19 protein-coding genes and 1 pseudogene are annotated in these 18,040 nt (G+C 64.5%); 9 read left to right on the plus strand and 11 right to left on the minus strand.

The annotated features are described in order from the left end of the window. Positions 1 to 127 precede the first annotated feature (127 nt). From FJ972_RS08680 to FJ972_RS08700, 5 genes and pseudogenes are all read right to left on the minus strand, one after another. Positions 128 to 604 (minus strand): DUF992 domain-containing protein, encoded by a 477-nt coding sequence (locus FJ972_RS08680; protein ID WP_140522452.1) that lies wholly within the window; start codon positions 602 to 604, stop codon positions 128 to 130. Between the two features lie 201 nt (positions 605 to 805). Further along, on the minus strand, positions 806 to 1,648 hold the full coding sequence (locus tag FJ972_RS08685) for a tetratricopeptide repeat protein (RefSeq protein WP_140496334.1): 843 nt from the start codon (positions 1,646 to 1,648) through the stop codon (positions 806 to 808). 141 nt (positions 1,649 to 1,789) lie between these two features. Further along, positions 1,790 to 2,056: a 30S ribosomal protein S21 gene (gene rpsU, locus FJ972_RS08690; protein WP_010911429.1), complete on the minus strand. Its 267-nt coding sequence runs from the start codon at positions 2,054 to 2,056 to the stop codon at positions 1,790 to 1,792. Positions 2,057 to 2,235: 179 nt separating this feature from the next. Further along, the gene (locus tag FJ972_RS08695; protein WP_140513719.1) at positions 2,236 to 2,622 is read right to left on the minus strand and encodes an SET domain-containing protein; all 387 of its coding nucleotides are present in this window, start codon (positions 2,620 to 2,622) and stop codon (positions 2,236 to 2,238) included. Between the two features lie 111 nt (positions 2,623 to 2,733). Beyond that, positions 2,734 to 3,491, minus strand: a pseudogene (locus tag FJ972_RS08700) (SDR family oxidoreductase). A gap of 265 nt (positions 3,492 to 3,756) precedes the next feature. Between FJ972_RS08700 and FJ972_RS08705 the strand changes: the two are divergent. From FJ972_RS08705 to FJ972_RS08735, 7 genes are all read left to right on the plus strand, one after another. Then, on the plus strand, positions 3,757 to 5,010 hold the full coding sequence (locus tag FJ972_RS08705; RefSeq protein ID WP_140496331.1) for a sarcosine oxidase subunit beta: 1,254 nt from the start codon (positions 3,757 to 3,759) through the stop codon (positions 5,008 to 5,010). 27 nt (positions 5,011 to 5,037) lie between these two features. Next, positions 5,038 to 5,349, plus strand: a complete 312-nt coding sequence (locus FJ972_RS08710) for a sarcosine oxidase subunit delta (RefSeq protein WP_140496330.1) — start codon at positions 5,038 to 5,040, stop codon at positions 5,347 to 5,349. After that, complete coding sequence (locus FJ972_RS08715; protein WP_140522450.1) at positions 5,346 to 8,339, plus strand: sarcosine oxidase subunit alpha; 2,994 nt, start codon at positions 5,346 to 5,348, stop codon at positions 8,337 to 8,339. The genes FJ972_RS08710 and FJ972_RS08715 overlap by 4 nt, the downstream gene beginning before the upstream one ends. Further along, positions 8,332 to 8,916: a sarcosine oxidase subunit gamma gene (locus tag FJ972_RS08720; protein ID WP_140522448.1), complete on the plus strand. Its 585-nt coding sequence runs from the start codon at positions 8,332 to 8,334 to the stop codon at positions 8,914 to 8,916. The genes FJ972_RS08715 and FJ972_RS08720 overlap by 8 nt, the downstream gene beginning before the upstream one ends. Positions 8,917 to 8,972: 56 nt before the next feature. Beyond that, positions 8,973 to 9,194, plus strand: a complete 222-nt coding sequence (locus FJ972_RS08725; RefSeq protein WP_140496327.1) for a hypothetical protein — start codon at positions 8,973 to 8,975, stop codon at positions 9,192 to 9,194. A gap of 80 nt (positions 9,195 to 9,274) precedes the next feature. After that, positions 9,275 to 10,060 carry a ThuA domain-containing protein gene (locus tag FJ972_RS08730; RefSeq protein WP_140522446.1) on the plus strand — a complete coding sequence of 262 codons (786 nt, stop codon included), beginning with the start codon at positions 9,275 to 9,277 and terminating at the stop codon, positions 10,058 to 10,060. Positions 10,061 to 10,073: 13 nt separating this feature from the next. After that, the gene (locus FJ972_RS08735) at positions 10,074 to 11,123 is read left to right on the plus strand and encodes a Gfo/Idh/MocA family protein (RefSeq protein ID WP_140522444.1); all 1,050 of its coding nucleotides are present in this window, start codon (positions 10,074 to 10,076) and stop codon (positions 11,121 to 11,123) included. A gap of 44 nt (positions 11,124 to 11,167) precedes the next feature. On the opposite strand, the gene FJ972_RS08740 is transcribed toward FJ972_RS08735, so the two are convergent. The 6 genes from FJ972_RS08740 to FJ972_RS08765 form a co-directional block, all read right to left on the minus strand. Next, positions 11,168 to 11,416 (minus strand): DUF680 domain-containing protein, encoded by a 249-nt coding sequence (locus tag FJ972_RS08740; RefSeq protein ID WP_140496324.1) that lies wholly within the window; start codon positions 11,414 to 11,416, stop codon positions 11,168 to 11,170. Between the two features lie 194 nt (positions 11,417 to 11,610). Continuing rightward, a complete protein-coding gene (locus FJ972_RS08745; RefSeq protein WP_140522442.1) occupies positions 11,611 to 12,255 on the minus strand; it encodes a TetR/AcrR family transcriptional regulator in 645 nt (214 codons plus the stop codon). Between the two features lie 91 nt (positions 12,256 to 12,346). After that, a complete protein-coding gene (locus tag FJ972_RS08750; protein ID WP_140522440.1) occupies positions 12,347 to 13,123 on the minus strand; it encodes an SDR family NAD(P)-dependent oxidoreductase in 777 nt (258 codons plus the stop codon). A gap of 23 nt (positions 13,124 to 13,146) precedes the next feature. Further along, positions 13,147 to 14,172 (minus strand): phosphotransferase family protein, encoded by a 1,026-nt coding sequence (locus FJ972_RS08755; RefSeq protein WP_140522438.1) that lies wholly within the window; start codon positions 14,170 to 14,172, stop codon positions 13,147 to 13,149. Beyond that, a complete protein-coding gene (locus tag FJ972_RS08760; protein ID WP_263483366.1) occupies positions 14,169 to 14,669 on the minus strand; it encodes a MaoC family dehydratase in 501 nt (166 codons plus the stop codon). Before FJ972_RS08760 ends, FJ972_RS08755 begins: the two co-directional genes overlap by 4 nt. 24 nt (positions 14,670 to 14,693) lie before the next feature. Next, a complete protein-coding gene (locus FJ972_RS08765) occupies positions 14,694 to 15,509 on the minus strand; it encodes an SDR family oxidoreductase (RefSeq protein WP_140496320.1) in 816 nt (271 codons plus the stop codon). Positions 15,510 to 15,629: 120 nt separating this feature from the next. Here FJ972_RS08765 and FJ972_RS08770 point away from each other — a divergent pair, with 120 nt between their 5' ends. Continuing rightward, complete coding sequence (locus FJ972_RS08770) at positions 15,630 to 16,868, plus strand: acyl-CoA dehydrogenase family protein (RefSeq protein WP_140522436.1); 1,239 nt, start codon at positions 15,630 to 15,632, stop codon at positions 16,866 to 16,868. A gap of 30 nt (positions 16,869 to 16,898) precedes the next feature. Further along, positions 16,899 to 17,936, plus strand: a complete 1,038-nt coding sequence (locus FJ972_RS08775) for a zinc-binding dehydrogenase (protein WP_140522435.1) — start codon at positions 16,899 to 16,901, stop codon at positions 17,934 to 17,936. Positions 17,937 to 18,040: the final 104 nt, after the last annotated feature.

Consider the following 18,040-nt stretch of genomic DNA (forward strand, 5'->3'; position numbering starts at 1 on the left):
TTCGATCTGCTAGCTTGGCCTGGTCACAGCAGTTCGCAAATGCAAAGCGCGCGGCGGAACCAAGTCCACCGCGCGCTATTTTGATCATCGCGCGGTTGCCGTCCGTGCCGAGAAGATCAACGTGCCGTTACTTGAGAGAGTGGATCAGCTCAAGCGAGGTCACGGCAACGGCCAGGTTGACGCCGGTCTGCGCCTGGACGCTGAGCGGCTCCAGCATGAAGGCGCTGTCGAAGCCGCCGACCAGCAGATTGGCGCCGCCGCCGGTCACGACGCTCGCCTCGGCATTGACGCCGTAATAGCTGCCGGCAAGGTCGCCCGCGTCGCGGTCACGGGTCGCGGCAAACACGGCCCAGGCGAGTTGGCCCTGGTGCGTCTTGCCAACATCGACGCCGAGCTTGGAGATGACGCCGGTGTAAATCTCGGCCGGACCGTGATGATAGGGGCGGAAGACACAGGACACGCCCTTGTTGGATGTCACGATGTAGCCGGTGCCGCCGTCGATGGTGCAGTCGAGCGTGCCGAGCTGCAATCTGCCGGCGCTTGCCGGTGCAACAGCGAACATGGTCGTGGCGAGCGCAGCGGCGCAGACGAGTTTCTTGGTCATGGGAGGTCCTTTCGCAAAACGCTTCAAAGTAACGGCTGGGTGGCCAGACCGTTCCGCTGAAACCTTGGCGCGAACAAGGCAGGCGATCACGGCTTGCAGCGGGGTCAGCGCGCGGTTACCGGATTGATGGCGATCTGCGGCGATACGTGTCCTTTCGGACACGCATCCGACGCGTGTGGGCTTGGCCGGCCTTGCCTGATGTCAGCTGACGCGGGCGAGGCCATCCTTGGCCGGCTGGTAGGTGGGATCGAGCCGAACGGCTTCGCGGTAGGACTTGGCCGCCTTGGCCTTGTCGCCGCGCCGCTCGTAGATCAGCGCCTGGTTGGACCAGGCCTCGGCGTTCTTGCCGTCGAGCTTGATGGCCATGTTGAAATCGGAGAAGGCATTGTCCTCGTCATTGGTGGCGAGGTAGGAAAGGCCGCGGCCATTATACGGCTCGGCGGCGTCCGGGGCCAGCGAGATGGCGGTCGAGAAATCCTCGATAGCGAATTTGTGCTGGCCCTGGCTCTGATAGATCAGGCCCCGATTGTGATAGGCGCGGGCATCGGTCGTGTCGAGCTGGATCGCCTTCTGGAAATCGTTGAAGGCTTCCTGGGTGCGGCCGGCCTTCCGGTAGAGATTGCCGCGGCCGATATAGGCGGCATCGTAGTTGCCGTTGATCTGGATCGAGCGGTTGTAGTCCGCCAGCGCTGCTTCCTGATTGCCGAGGAAGCGCTGGATGAGCGCACGGTTCGAATAGGCCTGGTAGAAATTCGGGTTAAGCTGGATGGCCTGGTTGAAATCCTTGAGCGCCGCCTGGTACTGGCCGCCCCGGCCATAGGCCGAGCCGCGCACATTGTAGCCTTCAGGATCCTGCGGATTGCGCTGAATCACCGCCGACAGCGATGAGATGTTCTCGCTCGACCCTTGCGCCTTGTCGATGTTGTTGAACTCGCCGGTCGGGCCCGAGGTCTGGCAGCCGGCAAGCATCAATCCGGAAAGCAGGGCTGTCGCCAGGGCAAAGCCACGAAATGTGGTTTTGCTCTCCACGCTGATTGCGTTCATGTCTGCCCTGTCCTCACTTGCCGCGTCATTCAGGTCCGGATCCCCCCTCCGGGCCGGGTCACATCAAAATAAAAAGGTGGCGGCGATTCCGCATCGCGCCACCCCTGGTATCCTTCGAAAAGGACGAAATATAGGCGTTAATCAGCGCGGCGGACGCGCTGCACCGGCGGCACCGCCGGCAGCCACCGGACGCGGCGTCATCGGCAGCAGGCCTTCGCGCTGTGCGCGCTTGCGGGCCAACTTGCGGGCGCGGCGAACGGCTTCGGCCTTTTCACGGGCGCGCTTCTCGGAAGGCTTCTCGTAGTGACCGCGCATCTTCATTTCGCGGAAGATGCCTTCGCGCTGCATCTTCTTCTTGAGAGCGCGAAGCGCCTGATCAACATTGTTGTCGCGGACGAGTACCTGCACGGGCAATCCTGTCTTTCGGGTTTGATATCAACAGGCAAGCGGCCATAGCCACTAGCCTCCGCGGCGATTTACACCACGAATTGTGGCGGCTGATAGCAGAATCACGCCGCGCTGTCCACAGCCGAAATGAACGGAGGCGGCCAATTCGCCCAGCGGGCGCTCGCAAGATAGGCAGCCAACTACGCGGTGGCCAGATGCAACCGCTCAAAATCCTCGAAGAATTCGCCATAGTCGCAGGTTATCTCTTCGCCGGCCGCTATGTCGCGGGTCGCGGTTGCCCCGCCATATTGCGAAAAGTCCGTGTTCGGCGTCGCCGAATGGTTCATGAAGCGGCCATTGTCGACCTCATAGACCATGAAGCCGGGCCGGTCGGGGCTGGGATAGGCGTAGCGGTCGAGCAGTTCCCTGAGATGCGAGGGTGCCGCCTGGTATTTTTCCAGCGGGATCAGCCGGTCGAAATCCGGGTCGAGCCGCCAGATCGAGGCGCCTTTCCTGATCGGCTCGGCGGCGAACACGCCGACGCCCTCGATTGCGCTTTGGGCGACATAGGTTTTGATCAGCAGCATGGTTCCGGCCCGTTTCCAAGGAGAGAACGGAATCGTCAATTCGAGCCCAAATGCAAGCCCGGATTGCGACATCGCGGCCCGCGTTGATCCGCATGCCGGCGCCGAAACCGCTCACGTCCGGTTGATCGACACGCCGCCGTCGGCGAACAGTGCGGTTCCGTGGTGAAGCTCGACGCCTCGGAGGCAAGATAAAGCGCCGAGCGGGCGATCTCTTCCGGCCGGGCCATCCGCTTCAAGGCATGGATGCCTTCGACGAACGTGCGGGCCTCGGGCGTGGTTGTGGTCGCGCCGGGCGTGTCTGTGCCGCCTGGCAGCAGTGCGTTGACGCGCAACCCCTTCGGCCCGTACTCGGCGGCCAGCACTTGCGTCAGGCCGATCAGGCCGGCCTTGGCCGCGGCGTAGGCCGCCATGCCTGGCATGCCGGCGGTATAGCCGACGAAGCTGGAGGTGAAGACCAGCGATCCGCCGCCACGCTCCAGCATCGCCGGTATCTGATGCCTGGCGGCCAGATAGGCGCTGGTCAGATTGGTATCCATCGTGTCATGCCACGACGCCGGCGGCAGGTCCGGCAGCGGCGCCATCATGCCGACAGCGCCGGCATTGTTGAATGCAATGTCGAGACCACCGAAGCTACCGGTCGCGAGATCGACCAGCGCCTTCGCATAGGCTTCGTCCCTGACGTCGCCGGCAAGAGCGATCGCAGTGCCGCCGGTTTCCACGATCTCCTCGACAAGCCTATCGAGCTCGGCCTGGCGGCGCGCGGCGGCGACGACCTTGGCTCCTTCCTCGGCAAAGAGCTTTGCAGTGGCGCGGCCGATGCCGGAACTGGCGCCAGTGACGATGGCGATCTTGTTGGCGAGTGCGAGCATGTTTCTGTCATCCTTCCGCTAAGCCGGCCTTGCCGGCGGTCGGATGCGTCGTCGCAAATGAGCATGGCCGCAGCCACCCGAAAGCTGCGAACCCGCCGATTTTCCCTGGCCTCGCACGCCGCGGCCGGTTGCGGCGCAAAACGGCAAGAGCCGTCGCAAACAGCGCAAGGGTGGCAGCGCTGTTTCGCTAGTGATACACCTCGCGCGCCGGGGGAAATTGCTAGCCCGGCCGCAAATCCGCGAGACTTTGGCGCGAGGCTGGAACGTGAAGAAATACTCTGTATTCGCCATCGCGCGTGAGGCCATGCGCGGCCACAAGGGCTGGGAGGAGCAATGGTCCTCGCCGGAGCCGAGGAAGGAATACGACGTCGTCATCGTGGGCGCCGGCGGCCATGGCCTGGCTACCGCCTACTATCTCGCCACCGTGCACGGCATCACCAATGTCGCGGTGCTGGAGAAGGGCTGGCTCGGTGGCGGCAATACCGGCCGCAACACCACCATCATCCGCTCCAACTATCTCTATGACGAGAGCGCCGGCATCTACGACCATGCGCTGAAATTGTGGGACGGGCTCAGCCAGGAGCTCAATTACAACGTCATGTATTCGGCACGCGGCGTCATGATGCTGGCGCACAATGTGCACGACATCCAGGTGCTGAAGCGCCATGTCCACGCCAACCGGCTGAACGGCATCGACAATGAATGGCTCACACCCGAGCAGGCGAAGGAATTCTGCCCGCCGCTCAATATTTCCAGGGATGCGCGCTACCCGGTCGTCGGTGCCGCCTTGCAGCGGCGCGGCGGCACGGCGCGCCATGACGCGGTCGCCTGGGGGTATGCGCGCGGCGCCTCGGCGCGGGGCGTGCACATCATCCAGAATTGCGAGGTCACCGGCGTCAAGCGGGCGGCCAATGGCGCGGTCACCGGTGTCGAGACGACGCGCGGCTTCATCGGCGCCAAGAAGGTCGGCGTGGTCGCGGCCGGCCATTCCTCGGTCATTATGAACATGGCCGGCGTGCGCATGCCGCTGGAAAGCTATCCGCTGCAGGCGCTGGTGTCGGAGCCGGTCAAGCCTGTCGTTCCCTGCGTGGTGATGTCGAACACGGTGCATGCCTATATCTCGCAGTCCGACAAGGGCGAACTGGTGATCGGCGCCGGCACCGACCAGTACGTCTCCTACTCGCAGACCGGCGGCCTGCACATATTACAGCATACGCTGGACGCAATCTGCGAGATGTTCCCGATCTTCACGCGCATGAAGATGCTGCGCTCCTGGGGCGGCATCGTCGACGTCACGCCCGACCGCTCGCCGATCCTGGCCAAGACGCCGGTGCCCGGCCTCTACGTCAATTGCGGCTGGGGCACGGGCGGCTTCAAGGCGACACCCGGCTCCGGCCATGTCTTTGCCCACACCATCGCCAGGGACGATCCGCATCCGATCAACGCGCCCTTCACCATCGAGCGGTTCCGCACCGGCCGGTTGATCGACGAGGCGGCGGCGGCGGCGGTGGCGCATTGACGATGACTGAGCTGTAGGAACGAAAACATGCTTCTCATCCGCTGCCCCTATTGCGAGGAAGAGCGTCCGGAACTTGAGTTCCGCAACGCCGGCGAGGCGCATATCGCGCGCTCGGCCAACATGTCAGGCGAGAGCGACGAGGATTTCGAAAAATTCTTCTTCATCCGCTCGAATCCCAAAGGCATCATCTATGAGCGCTGGCGACACATGCATGGCTGTGCGCGCTTCTTCAACGCCGTGCGCGACACCGTCACCGACAAGTTCGTCATGACCTACAAGGCCGGCGAGCCGAAGCCTTCCAAGCTGCCCAAAAACTCCAGCGAAGTGGTTGCCAAATGAGCGGCGCGTTCCGCATACCGAGCGCCGGCCGCCTGAGCCAGGCCAAGACCGCCCGCTTCAGCTTCGACGGCCAGTCCTATACCGGCATCGAGGGCGATACGCTGGCTTCGGCGCTGCTGGCCAACGGCGTGCACCTGGTAGGCCGCTCGTTCAAATATCACCGGCCGCGGGGCGTGCTGTCGGCCGGCGCGGAGGAGCCCAACGCGCTGGTGCAGATCGTGCGCGACGACGCGCGCAAAACGCCGAATGTTCGCGCGACCGTGCAGGAGCTCTATGACGGGCTCGCCGCCAACTCGCAGAACCGCTGGCCGTCGCTGTCCTTCGACGTCAGCGCGGTCAACGATCTGGCGTCGCCGCTGTTTTCGGCCGGCTTTTACTACAAGACCTTCATGTGGCCGAAGGCGGCCTGGAAGAGCCTCTACGAACCCAAGATCCGCGAAGCCGCCGGGCTTGGCGTGTCCCCCGACAGGCCGGATCCCGACCATTACTCGTCGCGCTACGCTCATTGCGACGTGCTGGTGCTGGGCGGCGGCGGGGCCGGCATCGCGGCGGCATTGGCAGCGGCTGAAACCGGCGTGCGTGTCATTCTGGCCGATGAGCAGGCCGAATTCGGCGGCAGCCTGCGCTTCGAGAGCGGCGCGAAGATCGACGGCCAGGGCGGCTTTGCCTGGGCGCAGGCGGCGATCGCCAGGCTGAAAGGCATGGACAATGTCCGCGTGCTGTCGCGCACGACCGCGTTCGGCTATTACGCACAGAACTTCGTCGGCCTGGTCGAACGGGTCAGCGACCATCTGCAAAATCCCGGCCACGACCTGCCGCGCGAGCGGCTGTGGCAAGTACGCGCCAGGCGCGTGGTGCTGGCTTCCGGGGCCATCGAGCGCCATATGGTGTTCGCCAACAACGACCGGCCGGGCATCATGCTGGCCTCGGCCGCGCGCACCTATCTCAATCACCATGGCGTCGCGGTCGGAAAAAACGTCGGCGTCTACACCGCCAATGATTCCGCTTACGCGGCGGCGATCGACCTGAAGAAGGCCGGCGTCAACATCGCGGCTATCGTCGATCTGCGCGACAATCCGACAGGGCCGGTGATCGATGAAGCAAGGATGCTCGGCATCGAGATCAATTTCGGCCGCGCGGTGATCCGCGCCGGAGGCAAGCTGCGCGTCTCGTCGATGACGGTGCAGCCGAAGAATGGTGGCGGCGAGCGCACCATTGCGGTCGATGCGATCCTGATGTCGGCCGGCTGGACGCCGTCGGTGCACCTGTTCTCGCAGTCGCGCGGCAAGGTCGCCTTCAACGACGAAACCAAGCGCTTCGTGCCCGGCACCTACGCGCAGGACTGCGTCTCTGTCGGCGCCTGCAACGGCACGGACGGCCTGTCGGCGACCCTCGACGAGGCCTATGCGGCAGGGGCCAAGGCGGCAAGGGACGCCGGCGCAAAGACTGCCAAGGGTACAAGGCCAAAAGTCGACGCCTCGGAAAGCTGGTCGCGTGGCATGCTGGGCGCCGCCCCCGGCGCCGGTCCGGATACGACGGTGAAGGCCTTCGTCGATTTCCAGAACGACGTCACCGCCAAGGACATCCGCCAGGCGGTGCATGAGGGCATGCGCTCGATCGAGCACGTCAAGCGCTTCACCACCAACGGCATGGCGACCGACCAGGGCAAGACCTCGAACATGCACGGCCTGGCGATTGCCGCCGAGACGCTTGGCAAGCCAATCCCCGAGGTGGGCCTCACCACGTTCCGCGCCCCCTATACGCCGGTGACCTTCGGCGCCATCGTCAGCCATGCGCGCGGTCCGCTGTTCGATCCGACGCGCAAGACGGCGATCCATCCCTGGGCTGAAGCCCAAGGCGCCGTGTTCGAGGATGTCGGGCAGTGGAAGCGCGCCTGGTATTTCCCCAGGGGTGGCGAGGACATGCATGCGGCGGTCGACCGCGAGTGCGTCGCGGTTCGAAACACGGCTGGCCTGTTCGACGCCTCGACGCTCGGCAAGATCGAGGTGGTCGGTCCCGATGCGGCCAAGTTCATGGAACTGCTCTACACCAATCCGTGGGAAAAGCTGGAGCCCGGCCGCTGCCGCTACGGCATCATGCTGCGCGAGGATGGCTTCATCTATGATGACGGCGTCGTCGGCAGGCTGGCGCCCGACCGGTTCCATGTGACGACGACGACCGGCGGCGCGCCGCGCGTCATGAACCACATGGAGGACTATCTCCAGACCGAGTTCCCGCATCTCAATGTCTGGCTGACCTCGATCACCGAGCAATGGGCTGTCATCGCCGTGCAGGGGCCGAAGTCTCGCGACATCATCGCGCCGCTGGTCGAAGGCATCGACATGTCGGATGAGGCGCTGCCGCACATGTCGGTGCGCGAGGGCAAGATCTGCGGCGTGCCGACAAGGCTGTTCCGCATGTCGTTCACCGGCGAGCGCGGCTTCGAGGTCAATGTGCCGGCCGATTACGGCCAGGCCGTCTGGGAAGCGCTGTGGGCCGAGGGCCAGAAGCATGGCGCCACCGCCTACGGCACCGAGGCGATGCACGTGCTGCGCGCCGAGAAGGGCTACATCATCGTCGGCCAGGACACCGACGGCACGGTGACGCCCAATGATGCCGGCCTCGACTGGGCCGTCGGCAAGAAGAAGGCCGATTTCGTCGGCATTCGCGGCCTGACGCGGCCTGACCTGGTCGCCAAGGGCCGCAAGCAACTGGTCGGCCTCAAGACCAAGGATCCCAAGGTGGTGCTGGAGGAAGGCGCGCAGATCGTGGAGGATCCCAGGCAGGCGATCCCGATGAAGATGATCGGCCATGTCACGTCGAGCTATTGGTCGCAGAATTGCGGCCGCTCGATCGCTCTGGCGCTGGTCGCCGGCGGTCGCGCACGCACGGGCGACACGCTCTACGTGCCGATGCCTGGCGGGACGATCGAAGTGGAGGTTTCCGGCATGGTGTTCTTCGACGAAACGGGAGGCCGCCTCAATGGCTAAGGCAGTCGCGAAAAAGACGGCTTCGGCCGCATCGCCGGCGGCCGAGCGCCGTCCGGCGCTGGCCGGGCGCGCTATCTCCGCCGCCGGCGTCAAGGTAGAGGTGCTGCCGCCGGCCGAACGGATCTCGCTGCGCGCTCCGGAGGCGTCGCTTGCCGCCTTGTCGAAGGCGCTCGGCGTGACCATGCCGAAAAAGCCGAAGACGTCCGTGTCGAAAGGCGGGCGCACCGCGCTGTGGCTTGGGCCGGATGAATGGATGATCATCGACGAGGCCGGCAAAGACCCGCTCGCCGATTGTGCAAAGATTTCCGCCTTGCATTCCGCTGTCGGCATCTCGCATCGCAACGTTGCGATATCGGTCGCCGGTCCGGCCGCGGCCGCGGCAATCAATTCGGGCTGCCCGCAGGATCTGTCGCTCGAAGCCTTCCCGGTGGGTGCCGCCTCGCGTACCATTCTCGGCAAGGCCGAGATCGTTCTGCTGCGCACGGCGCAAGACGCTTTCCGGGTCGAGTGCTGGCGTTCCTTCTCGGATTATGTCTTTACTTTCCTCTCCGAGGGAGCACGCGACGCGGCGGCCTGACCCGGAACGTTTGCCGCCCGCGCCCGTTTGCGGGAACAGGTCGAGGGAGAATGCCGATGCCATCGAAGTCCACGCCGAAGTCGCCCGGGAAAAGCTCGGCCGTGCGCTCCCTGGAGCATGAGCGGCATCACGGGGCCGACGCCGAAGAGGAACTCGAGGAAGGCCTCGAGGATACGTTCCCGGCCAGCGATCCTGTGTCGATCACGGGGACGGCTATCCCCGGCGCCCCCGCAAGGCCGGGTAAAGCCAAGACCGTTCCCGGACGCAAACCCCGCTGATTTCCCCAGTTTCGGTTGAGGAGCCATCTTCCCAAGACGGCGCCAAGTGGGATATTCAAAGCGCTTTGGGAGATCGTAAAATGCCGGTAAAAGCCGTCGTCTGGGGCGAGAATGTCCATGAGCAGACCAATGCCGCCGTGCGCGGCCTTTATCCCTTGGGCATGCATGAGACCATCGCAGCCGCGCTCAACCAGGATAAGGGCATCGAGGCGACCACCGCCACCTTGCAGGAGCCGGAGCACGGCTTGAGCGAAAGCCGGCTGGCTGCTACCGATGTCCTGCTCTGGTGGGGCCATGCCGCCCATGGCGAGGTCAAGGACGAGATCGTCGAGCGCGTACAGAAACGGGTCTGGGAAGGCATGGGTCTGATCGTGCTCCATTCCGGACACTATTCGAAGATCTTCAAGCGGCTGATGGGCACGCCTTGTTCGCTGAAATGGCGCGAAGCGGGCGAGCGCGAGCGCGTCTGGGCCATCAACCGCGGCCATCCGATCGCGCAAGGCATCGGCGAGTGCCTGGAGATCGGCGAGACGGAGATGTATGGCGAGCCCTTCGCGGTGCCGGAGCCGCTGGAGACGGTGTTCGTCTCCTGGTACGAAGGCGGCGAAGTCTTCCGGTCGGGGCTGACCTATCAGCGCGGCGCCGGACGGATCTTCTATTTCTCGCCCGGCCACGAGACCTACCCGATCTACCACAATGAAGGCGTGCATCAGGTGCTGCGCAACGCCGTGCATTGGGCGCACAATCCCGCATCCGCATGGTCCGGCATCATCAATGCGCCGAACGTGCCGACAGACCAGGCCAAGGAGAAGATCGTCCAGAAGGGCCTGCGCCTGCATGCCGACGGCGACAAGGGCCTTAGTTAGGCGTGAGTTGAAGATGCACCGCCTCCTTCTGCTCGGCACCGGTGGCATTGCCGGACATCACGTCGAGGAGTTCGCCAGGATTCCAGGCTGCACAATCGTCGCCTGCGTCGACCAGGTGCCGGGCCGGGCGGCGAGGTTCGCCGCCGCCAACCAGATCAGCCAGTCTTTCGAGAGCCTGGAAGCGGCGATCGGCTGGGGTGCGTTCGATGCGGCCATCAATGCGACGCCGGATGGCGTGCACAAGGCCACGACGCTGGCGCTGCTTGCCCATGGGAAACACGTCTTTTGCGAAAAGCCGCTGGCGCCGAACCATGCCGACGCGCTTGCAATGACGGAAGCGGCCGAGGCGGCCGGGGTCGTCAACATGGTCAACCTGACCTACCGCAACTCGCCGGCGATCGAGGAAGCGCGACGCATGGTGCAGGCCGGCGAGATCGGCGCATTGCGCCATGTCGAGGCGAGCTACAAACAGAGCTGGCTGGTCAGCAAGTCATGGGGCGACTGGCGCATCGAGGACAAATGGCTGTGGCGCCTGTCCAACCGGCACGGTTCGACGGGCGTGCTCGGCGATGTCGGTATCCACATTCTGGATTTCGCGAGCTATGGCGCCGACCAGGACATCGCCACCCTGCACGCCGACCTGGTGACGTTTCCCAAGGCCGAAGGCGATCGGATCGGCGATTATGTGCTTGATGCCAACGACAGTGTCGCAATGACGGCGCGGTTCAAATCCGGGGCGCTCGCGACGATCGTCGCCAGCCGCTACATGACCGGCCACGCCAACGACCTGTCGCTGGCCATGCATGGCACCAAGGGCGCCATCAAGGTCAAAACAGACGGCAAGGTTTCGCGCCTGTCGGCCTGCCTGGGCGAGGACATCGACCAGCAACGTTGGCGGACACTGGCGCTGCCGGATGTGAAGCGCAACGCGCTGCGTTTCGCCGAAGCGCTCGATACGGGAAGGAACGGCGATCCATCCTTCCGTCGCGCCGCCGACATGCAGAGGCTGATCGACGCGGCCTTCGAGAGTTCGTCGTCCAGACTGCCGGTCACGATCGCCTGAATCACATCTGGCCGGCTGCACCAGCCAGGCGTGTGTTGCCGCTATCAGAACGCGCTCGGCACGATCCAGGGATTGATGCTGATGCCGAGGCGCGGGCCCTTGCCTTCAGCGGTGGTTTCCGTGACGCCCTTTTTCTCGAGCGAGCCGGTCGATGCGCAATCGAGCTTCACATTGGCCTTGGTGTCGACGCAGGTCGCGGCGGGCACGTGCTTGACCGGGTGTGTCGTGTTGGCGGCGAGGGCCGAGCCCGAAAGTGCCAGCACGGCAGCGAGGGTGAGGAGGGTCTTTTTCATTGTCCGTCTCCGGGTTCGATGGGTGAATTTGTTCTCGTACGTGTACGGTATTCCGTACAAATACGCCCACCGATCGCGGAGTTCAAGCCAGAATCGTACACGTACGGAAATTTTTGTTAACCAAGAAAATCCGCCCCGCTTGGCACGTTAAACGCGGAGCGTCGATGAAGCGTGGATACGCAAGGAGATATCGTTCAGCAGTTGACCGGTGTCTCGGTCAGCGGGGGCACGTTCTGCGTGCTGAGCGTGGCAAGGGTGAAATCGCACATCCGTTTCACGAAAGCCTGCGGATCACCGAAGGGGTAGAAGGGGAAGGTGATCAGCAGCGAGATGGTGCCGTGGCCGACCGCCCACAGCATGGTAGCAATGGCGCGCGGATCACCCTGCAACTTCCCCGCGGCGACGCAGGCCTCGACCCTGCTGATCAGCACCTTCATCGCCGGGTTGCTTTCTTCCATGTCCTCGTAGCTCCGGCCTGCCGGCAGCTTGGTCTTTTCGGTCATGAAGACGGTGCGGTATTCATTGGGATTGCCAAGCCCGAATGCGGCGTATTCCGTCATCACCGCTTGCAGCGCCTCGATCGGATCGTCGGCAGGATGCTCCTCGATGCGTCGGGCAAGCGTCTCGAACGCATCCTCAGCCAGCGCGAACAATATGTCCTGCTTGTCGGCGAAATAGGAATAGACCGACATCGGCGCGTAGCCGACGCGCTTGGCCAGCTTGCGGATGGTCAGGCCCTCATAGCCTTCCTCCTGCACGAGCTTGTGCGCGGCCTCCACAAGTTCGGAACGCTGTTCGGCCTTTTGTTTCTCGCGGCGTGTCTGGGCGCTCACCGGCAATATCGCCTGCCTCTGCTGGTTGGGGGCCAACTGAATTATATACGCTGTACGGAAACGGACAAGGGCGTCGCTGGTTCCCAAGCGGCAGGCGTCAGATGGCGCCGACGCCGCCGTCGACAGCCAATGTGTGGCCGGTCATGAAGGAGTTGGCGGGGTCGGCGGCGAACAGGATCACCGGGGTGATCTCATCCACTTCGGCCACCCTCCTCATCGGCACGCCGCGCGTCAGTTCGGCCAAGGCGTCAGCTTCCGGAGCGCCGGAGACGCGCACGAAACTGTCGACCATCGCCGTTCTCGTGTGCGCCGGACAGACCGCGTTGATGCGCAGGCCCTTGCTGGCGTATTCAATTGCCGCCGACCGGGTCAGCCCAACCACGCCGTGCTTGGCGGCGGCATAGATCGAAAGCTTCGGCGCGCCACCCAGTCCGGCGGCGGAGGCGATGTTGACGATGGCGCCGCCCTTGCCGTCCGCCTTGAACTGCCGCTCCATCTGCGGGATCTGGTGCTTCATGGCATAGAAGACGCCGAGCAGATCGATTTCGATCACCCGGCGCGCCTCCTCCGAGGCGACCTGCGGCAAACGCACGAAACTCTGCAGGATGCCGGCATTGTTGACCGCGACATCCAGCCGGCCGAATCTTTCGACCGCCAGAGCCACCAGCGCCCGCGATAGCGCCTCGTCGGCGATGTTGCCGGCCAGGACCGCCGTCTCGGCATCGAGCGTTTCGGCAAAGCTCCTCAAGATTGGTTCATCGAGGTCGGAGAGGACCAGCCGCGCGCTCTCGGCGGCAAAAGCTTTGGCGGCGCCGCGGCCAAGCCCGCCCGCGGCACCCGTGATCAACACCGTCTTTCCGTCGAAGCGGCCCATCGATCACTCCTCGTCGATCAGTTTCAGTCGATCAGTTTCGCGGCGAGATGCGAAAGCAGTTTCACCGCCTCGCCATAGGTCCTGGCCTTTTCCGGGTTCGAGGCATTGCCGTCGAGCGCGCGCTTGTAGACGCCCTGGCAGATCGCGGCCAGCCGGAAGAAGGAGAAGGCGAGGAAGAACGTCCAGTCGCCGATGCCGGTGAGCCCGCGCCGCCGGCAATAGGTGGCGACATAGTCCTCTTCCGAAGGCAGTCCGAGCGCGGCGCGGTCGATACCGCCCAGGCCGCGAAAGCCCGAGCTATGCGGCAGGCGCCATTGCATGCACTGGTAGGCGATATCGGCAAATGGATGGCCTGATGTGGACAGTTCCCAGTCGAGCACCGCCATCACCTTCGGCCGGTCCGGCGCGAATATCAGATTGTCCAGCCGATAGTCACCATGCACCAGCGAGACACGGCCGTCGTCGGCGGGCCTGTGCGTCTCCAGCCAGTCGATCAGCCGGTCCATGTCGGCAATGGCACCGGTCTCCGAGGCGCGGTACTGACTGGTCCAACGCGCCAGTTGGCGCTCGAAATAGTTGCCCGGCCGGCCGAAATCGCCGAGACCCACGGCCTCGATATCGACGCCGTGCAGGGCGGCGAGCGTGGCGTTCATGGCATCGTAGATGGCGGCGCGCTCGCCATTGTCGCGCGCTTCCGGCAGTGCCGGATTCCAGAAGATGCGGCCGTCGATGAAATCCATGATGTAGAACATGCGGCCGATCGGCGAGTTCTCGGCCGAGAGATGCAGCATCCGCGGCACCGGCACGGCGGTGCCCGAAAGGGCGCTCATCACCCTGAATTCACGGTCGACCTGGTGTGCCGATTTCAGCAACTGCCCCGGCGGCTTGGCGCGCAGCACGTAGCGGCCGCTGGCCGCCGTCAGCAGATAGGTCGGGTTGGATTGGCCGGATTTGAATTTTTCGACGGAGGAAAGTCCGGCAAAACCGGGGATCCGCGCCTCGAGATAGGGCGAAAGCGCTGCCTGGTCGAGCGCGTTCGGGTCGCTCATGCGGTCTCTGGCTGGCGTTCGATCAGGGTCAGCGTCAGCCAGCGGGCGGTGAGCGCCGGTTTCTTCGAGCCCTCGATCTCGATCGTCACGTCATGGGCCGTCTGCACCCAACCTGAGGGCCTGACCTTGACGTCAGCCAGCACGAAACGGGTGCGGATGCGCGCGCCGGTCTTCACCGGCGCCAGGAAGCGCAGCGAATCGAAGCCGTGGTTGACGCCCATCTTGCCGTTTTCCAGCGGCGGCATGGTCTCGAACGTCATTGCCGACAACAGCGACAGCGACAGGAAGCCATGCGCGATGGTGCCGCCGAATGGCGTCTCGCGCTTGGCCCGCTCCGGATCGCAATGAATGAACTGGTGGTCGTCGGTGGCGTCTGCGAACTGGTCGATCATGCGCTGCGTGACCACCCGCCATGGCGAGACGCCCACCTCCTTGCCGACGCTGGCCAGAAGCACATCGAGACTGATCGGTTCCACGCGGATGTCCTCCAGTTTCATCCCCGGCTTCCCCGGCCGGACATGTCATTCCTTGAACAGGGTCAGCCCATGCTGCACCGACTGTCCGCCGTCAATCGGCAGGATGGCGCCGGTGACATAGCTGCCTGCACGGCTGCACAAATAGAGCGTTGCGCCGGCAATGTCATCCGGGGCGCCGATACGGCCGATCGGAACGTGGCTGCCGACATACCTGGCCTGTTCCTCAGTGGCGGTGGCAAACGCCGTCATCCGGCTCTGGAAGGGCCCAGGGGCAAAGGCGTTGACGGTGATGCGGCGGCCGGCGAATTCCAGCGCCAGGGTGCGCGTCAGGTGATGAACGGCCGCTTTGGAGGCGGTGTAGGAGTAGGCGTCGTCGGCCAGCGGCTGCGTGCCCATCACGGAGCCCAGATTGATCACCCGGGCTGGATCCTCGTCGCTGGCGGCGGCTTCGAGCAGCGGCAGCAGTTCGCGGGTCAGGTGGAAGACGGCGGTGACGTTGACGCCGAACACCTTGGCCCAGGCATGATAGGGGAAGCTCTCCAGCGGCGCTCCCCAGGACACGCCGGCATTGTTGACCAGGATATGCAGCCGTTCGGCCCGCGTCTTGACCTCGCCGACCAAGGCGGCAATGCCGGCCTCGCTGGAAACGTCTCCGGCAAAGCCTTCCGCCCGGCCCGGCGCGCCAAACCCGTTCAATTCCTCGGCGACCTTGATGCAGTCCTCGCCCTTGCGCGAGGCGATCATCACCGTTGCGCCGGCCTTGACGAGGCCCGTCGCCGCCATGCGGCCGATGCCGGTCGCCGCGCCCGTGACCAGCGCGGTCTTGCCGGCCACCGAAAAAAGATCGTCGAGATAGCTCATCGAACTCCTGCGCCTTTCATCGGCGGATCGGGGAAAGCGTTCGCGTTGACAAGGCTATCCGAAGTACGGTCATCCTTGCCACTGACAAAATGCCCGGCCTGAATGAAGGGTTAGCAACCGATGACGGAGATGAATCTCGGCATGACGGAGCGGCTGAGGCCGATCCATGCGCGCGTCGCGGCCATGGTGCGCGACGAGATCATGCCGCTCGACAAGGAATTCCTCGGCGAAGTCGGCAAGGCGGGCGACCGCTGGACATACACGCGGCGCCAGACCGAGATCCTCGAAGGGCTGAAGACGACCGCAAGAGAGCGCGGCCTTTGGAATTTCTGGCTGACCGGCTCGGAACGCGGCTACGGTCTTTCCACCGTCGAATACGCCTATCTGGCCGAGGAGATGGGCAAGGCGCATCTCGGCGCCGAGACCTTCAACTGCTCGGCGCCCGACACCGGCAACATGGAGGTGCTGGAGCGCTACGGCTCGGCGGAGCACAAGAAGGCCTGGCTGGAGCCGCTTCTCGACGGAAAGATCCGCTCGGCCTATCTGATGACCGAGCCGGACGTAGCCTCGTCGGATGCCACCAACATTTCGATGCGCTGCGAACGGCGCGGCGACGGCTATGTGCTGAACGGCGAGAAATGGTGGGCCTCTGGTGCCGGCGATCCCCGCTGCGCGATCTATATCGTCATGGTGAAGACCTCCGATGGAGAGCCGAAGCACAGGCGGCATTCGATGATCCTCGTGCCGGCGGACACCAAGGGTGTCAGCAAGCTGCGTCCAATGCAGGTCTACGGCGACGACGACGCGCCGCACGGCCACATGCATCTTCGCTTCGACAATGTGCTGGTGCCGGCGTCGAACCTGATCCTCGGCGAGGGCAGGGGTTTCGAGATCGCGCAAGGCCGCCTCGGCCCCGGCCGCATCCATCACTGCATGCGGGCCATCGGCCAGGCCGAGATGGCGCTGGAGCTGCTGTGCCAGCGTTCGGTCCGCCGCGAAGCGTTCGGCCAGCCATTGGCGAAACTCGGCGCCAATTTCGACATCATCGCCGAATGCCGCATGGAGATCGAGATGGCCCGCCTGCTCTGCCTCAAGGCGGCGTGGATGATCGACCAGGGCGACGCGCGCGCCGCCGCGCCCTGGATCAGCCAGATCAAGGTGGTCGCGCCACGCATGGCGCTGAAGGTCACCGACGAGGCGGTGCAGATGTTCGGCGCGCAAGGCATCAGCCAGGACACGCCGCTGGCGCGCTCGTGGACGCATCTCAGGACGCTGCGCCTCGCCGACGGGCCGGATGCCGTGCATCGCCGCCAGGTGGCGCGGGCGGAGCTGAAGAAATACACGCAGGAGAAGGTCTGAGATGGCCCGGTCCGAGCGGGGAGACAGCCGATGAGCATCCCGTCCGAAATGAAGGCGCTGCTCCTGGTCGGCGACGGCTACACCAGGACGCCGAGCGGCAGCACGCTGGAGGCGATGGAGCCCTATCTCCAGCCAGGCAGTATCGCAGTGCCGGCGCCTGGGACGACGCAAGTGCTGATCAAGGTCAGCCTTGCGTCGATCAATCCGTCCGATGTCGCCTTCATCAAGGGCCAGTACGGCCAGCCGCGGGTCAAGGGCCGGCCGGCCGGCTTCGAGGGCGTCGGCGTGATCGTTGCCGGCGGCGACGAGTCCTATCCCAAGAGCCTCGTCGGCAAGCGCGTTGCCTTCGCCACCGGGCTCTCCAATTGGGGCTCATGGGCCGACTATGCCGTTGCCGAAGCCGCCGCCTGCATTCCGCTCCTCGACACCGTGCGCGACGAGGATGGGGCTGCCATGATCGTCAATCCGCTTACCGCGCTCGCCATGTTCGACATCGTCAGCCGAGAAGGCGAAAGGGCCTTCATCATGACCGCCGGCGCCAGCCAGCTCTGCAAGCTGATCATCGGGCTGGCCAGTGAGGAAGGATTCCGGCCTATCGTCACCGTGCGCCGCGACGAGCAGATCGCGCTGCTGAAGGAAATCGGCGCCGCCCATGTGCTCAACGAGAAGTCGCCCGATTTCGAAGCCTCGCTGCGCGAGGTGATAAAGGCCGAACAGCCGCGCATCTTTCTCGATGCGGTGACCGGGCCACTGGCCTCGGCCATCTTCAACGCCATGCCGAAGCGCTCGCGCTGGATCATCTATGGACGGCTCGATCCCGAGGCCACGATCATCCGCGAACCCGGCCAGCTGATTTTCCAGCACAAGCACATAGAGGGCTTCTGGCTGAGCGAATGGATGCGGCAGCATAAGGATCGCCGCGGTCCTGCGATCCTCGAGGCGCAGAAGCGCTTTTCCGACGGGCGCTGGACGACCGACGTGACGGCTGTGGTGCCGCTGGCCGAGGCGATGGCGCGCGTGCCGGCGGAACTGGCCAGGCCCAATGGCAAGGTGTTCATTCGGCCGTAAAGCAGGGGGTGTGCGGTTGAGCTGCATTCCGGTTCATCGAGAGCACAGCTGCTATAACCTTCGAGGGCCGGAAAGAGGGTGGTTTGTTGGCTGCGATCGTTCAA

This window comes from Mesorhizobium sp. B2-1-1 (assembly GCF_006442975.2).
Classification (GTDB): Bacteria; Pseudomonadota; Alphaproteobacteria; order Rhizobiales; family Rhizobiaceae; genus Mesorhizobium.

Coding starts and splice junctions, on each gene's coding strand:
- FJ972_RS08680 (WP_140522452.1), bottom strand. CDS start 604: ATGACCAAGAAACTCGTCTGCGCCGCTGCGCTCGCCACGACCATGTTC.
- FJ972_RS08685 (WP_140496334.1), bottom strand. CDS start 1,648: ATGAACGCAATCAGCGTGGAGAGCAAAACCACATTTCGTGGCTTTGCC.
- FJ972_RS08695 (WP_140513719.1), bottom strand. CDS start 2,622: ATGCTGCTGATCAAAACCTATGTCGCCCAAAGCGCAATCGAGGGCGTC.
- FJ972_RS08710 (WP_140496330.1), top strand. CDS start 5,038: ATGCTTCTCATCCGCTGCCCCTATTGCGAGGAAGAGCGTCCGGAACTT.
- FJ972_RS08715 (WP_140522450.1), top strand. CDS start 5,346: ATGAGCGGCGCGTTCCGCATACCGAGCGCCGGCCGCCTGAGCCAGGCC.
- FJ972_RS08720 (WP_140522448.1), top strand. CDS start 8,332: ATGGCTAAGGCAGTCGCGAAAAAGACGGCTTCGGCCGCATCGCCGGCG.
- FJ972_RS08725 (WP_140496327.1), top strand. CDS start 8,973: ATGCCATCGAAGTCCACGCCGAAGTCGCCCGGGAAAAGCTCGGCCGTG.
- FJ972_RS08730 (WP_140522446.1), top strand. CDS start 9,275: ATGCCGGTAAAAGCCGTCGTCTGGGGCGAGAATGTCCATGAGCAGACC.
- FJ972_RS08735 (WP_140522444.1), top strand. CDS start 10,074: ATGCACCGCCTCCTTCTGCTCGGCACCGGTGGCATTGCCGGACATCAC.
- FJ972_RS08740 (WP_140496324.1), bottom strand. CDS start 11,416: ATGAAAAAGACCCTCCTCACCCTCGCTGCCGTGCTGGCACTTTCGGGC.
- FJ972_RS08750 (WP_140522440.1), bottom strand. CDS start 13,123: ATGGGCCGCTTCGACGGAAAGACGGTGTTGATCACGGGTGCCGCGGGC.
- FJ972_RS08755 (WP_140522438.1), bottom strand. CDS start 14,172: ATGAGCGACCCGAACGCGCTCGACCAGGCAGCGCTTTCGCCCTATCTC.
- FJ972_RS08760 (WP_263483366.1), bottom strand. CDS start 14,669: ATGAAACTGGAGGACATCCGCGTGGAACCGATCAGTCTCGATGTGCTT.
- FJ972_RS08765 (WP_140496320.1), bottom strand. CDS start 15,509: ATGAGCTATCTCGACGATCTTTTTTCGGTGGCCGGCAAGACCGCGCTG.
- FJ972_RS08770 (WP_140522436.1), top strand. CDS start 15,630: ATGACGGAGATGAATCTCGGCATGACGGAGCGGCTGAGGCCGATCCAT.
- FJ972_RS08775 (WP_140522435.1), top strand. CDS start 16,899: ATGAGCATCCCGTCCGAAATGAAGGCGCTGCTCCTGGTCGGCGACGGC.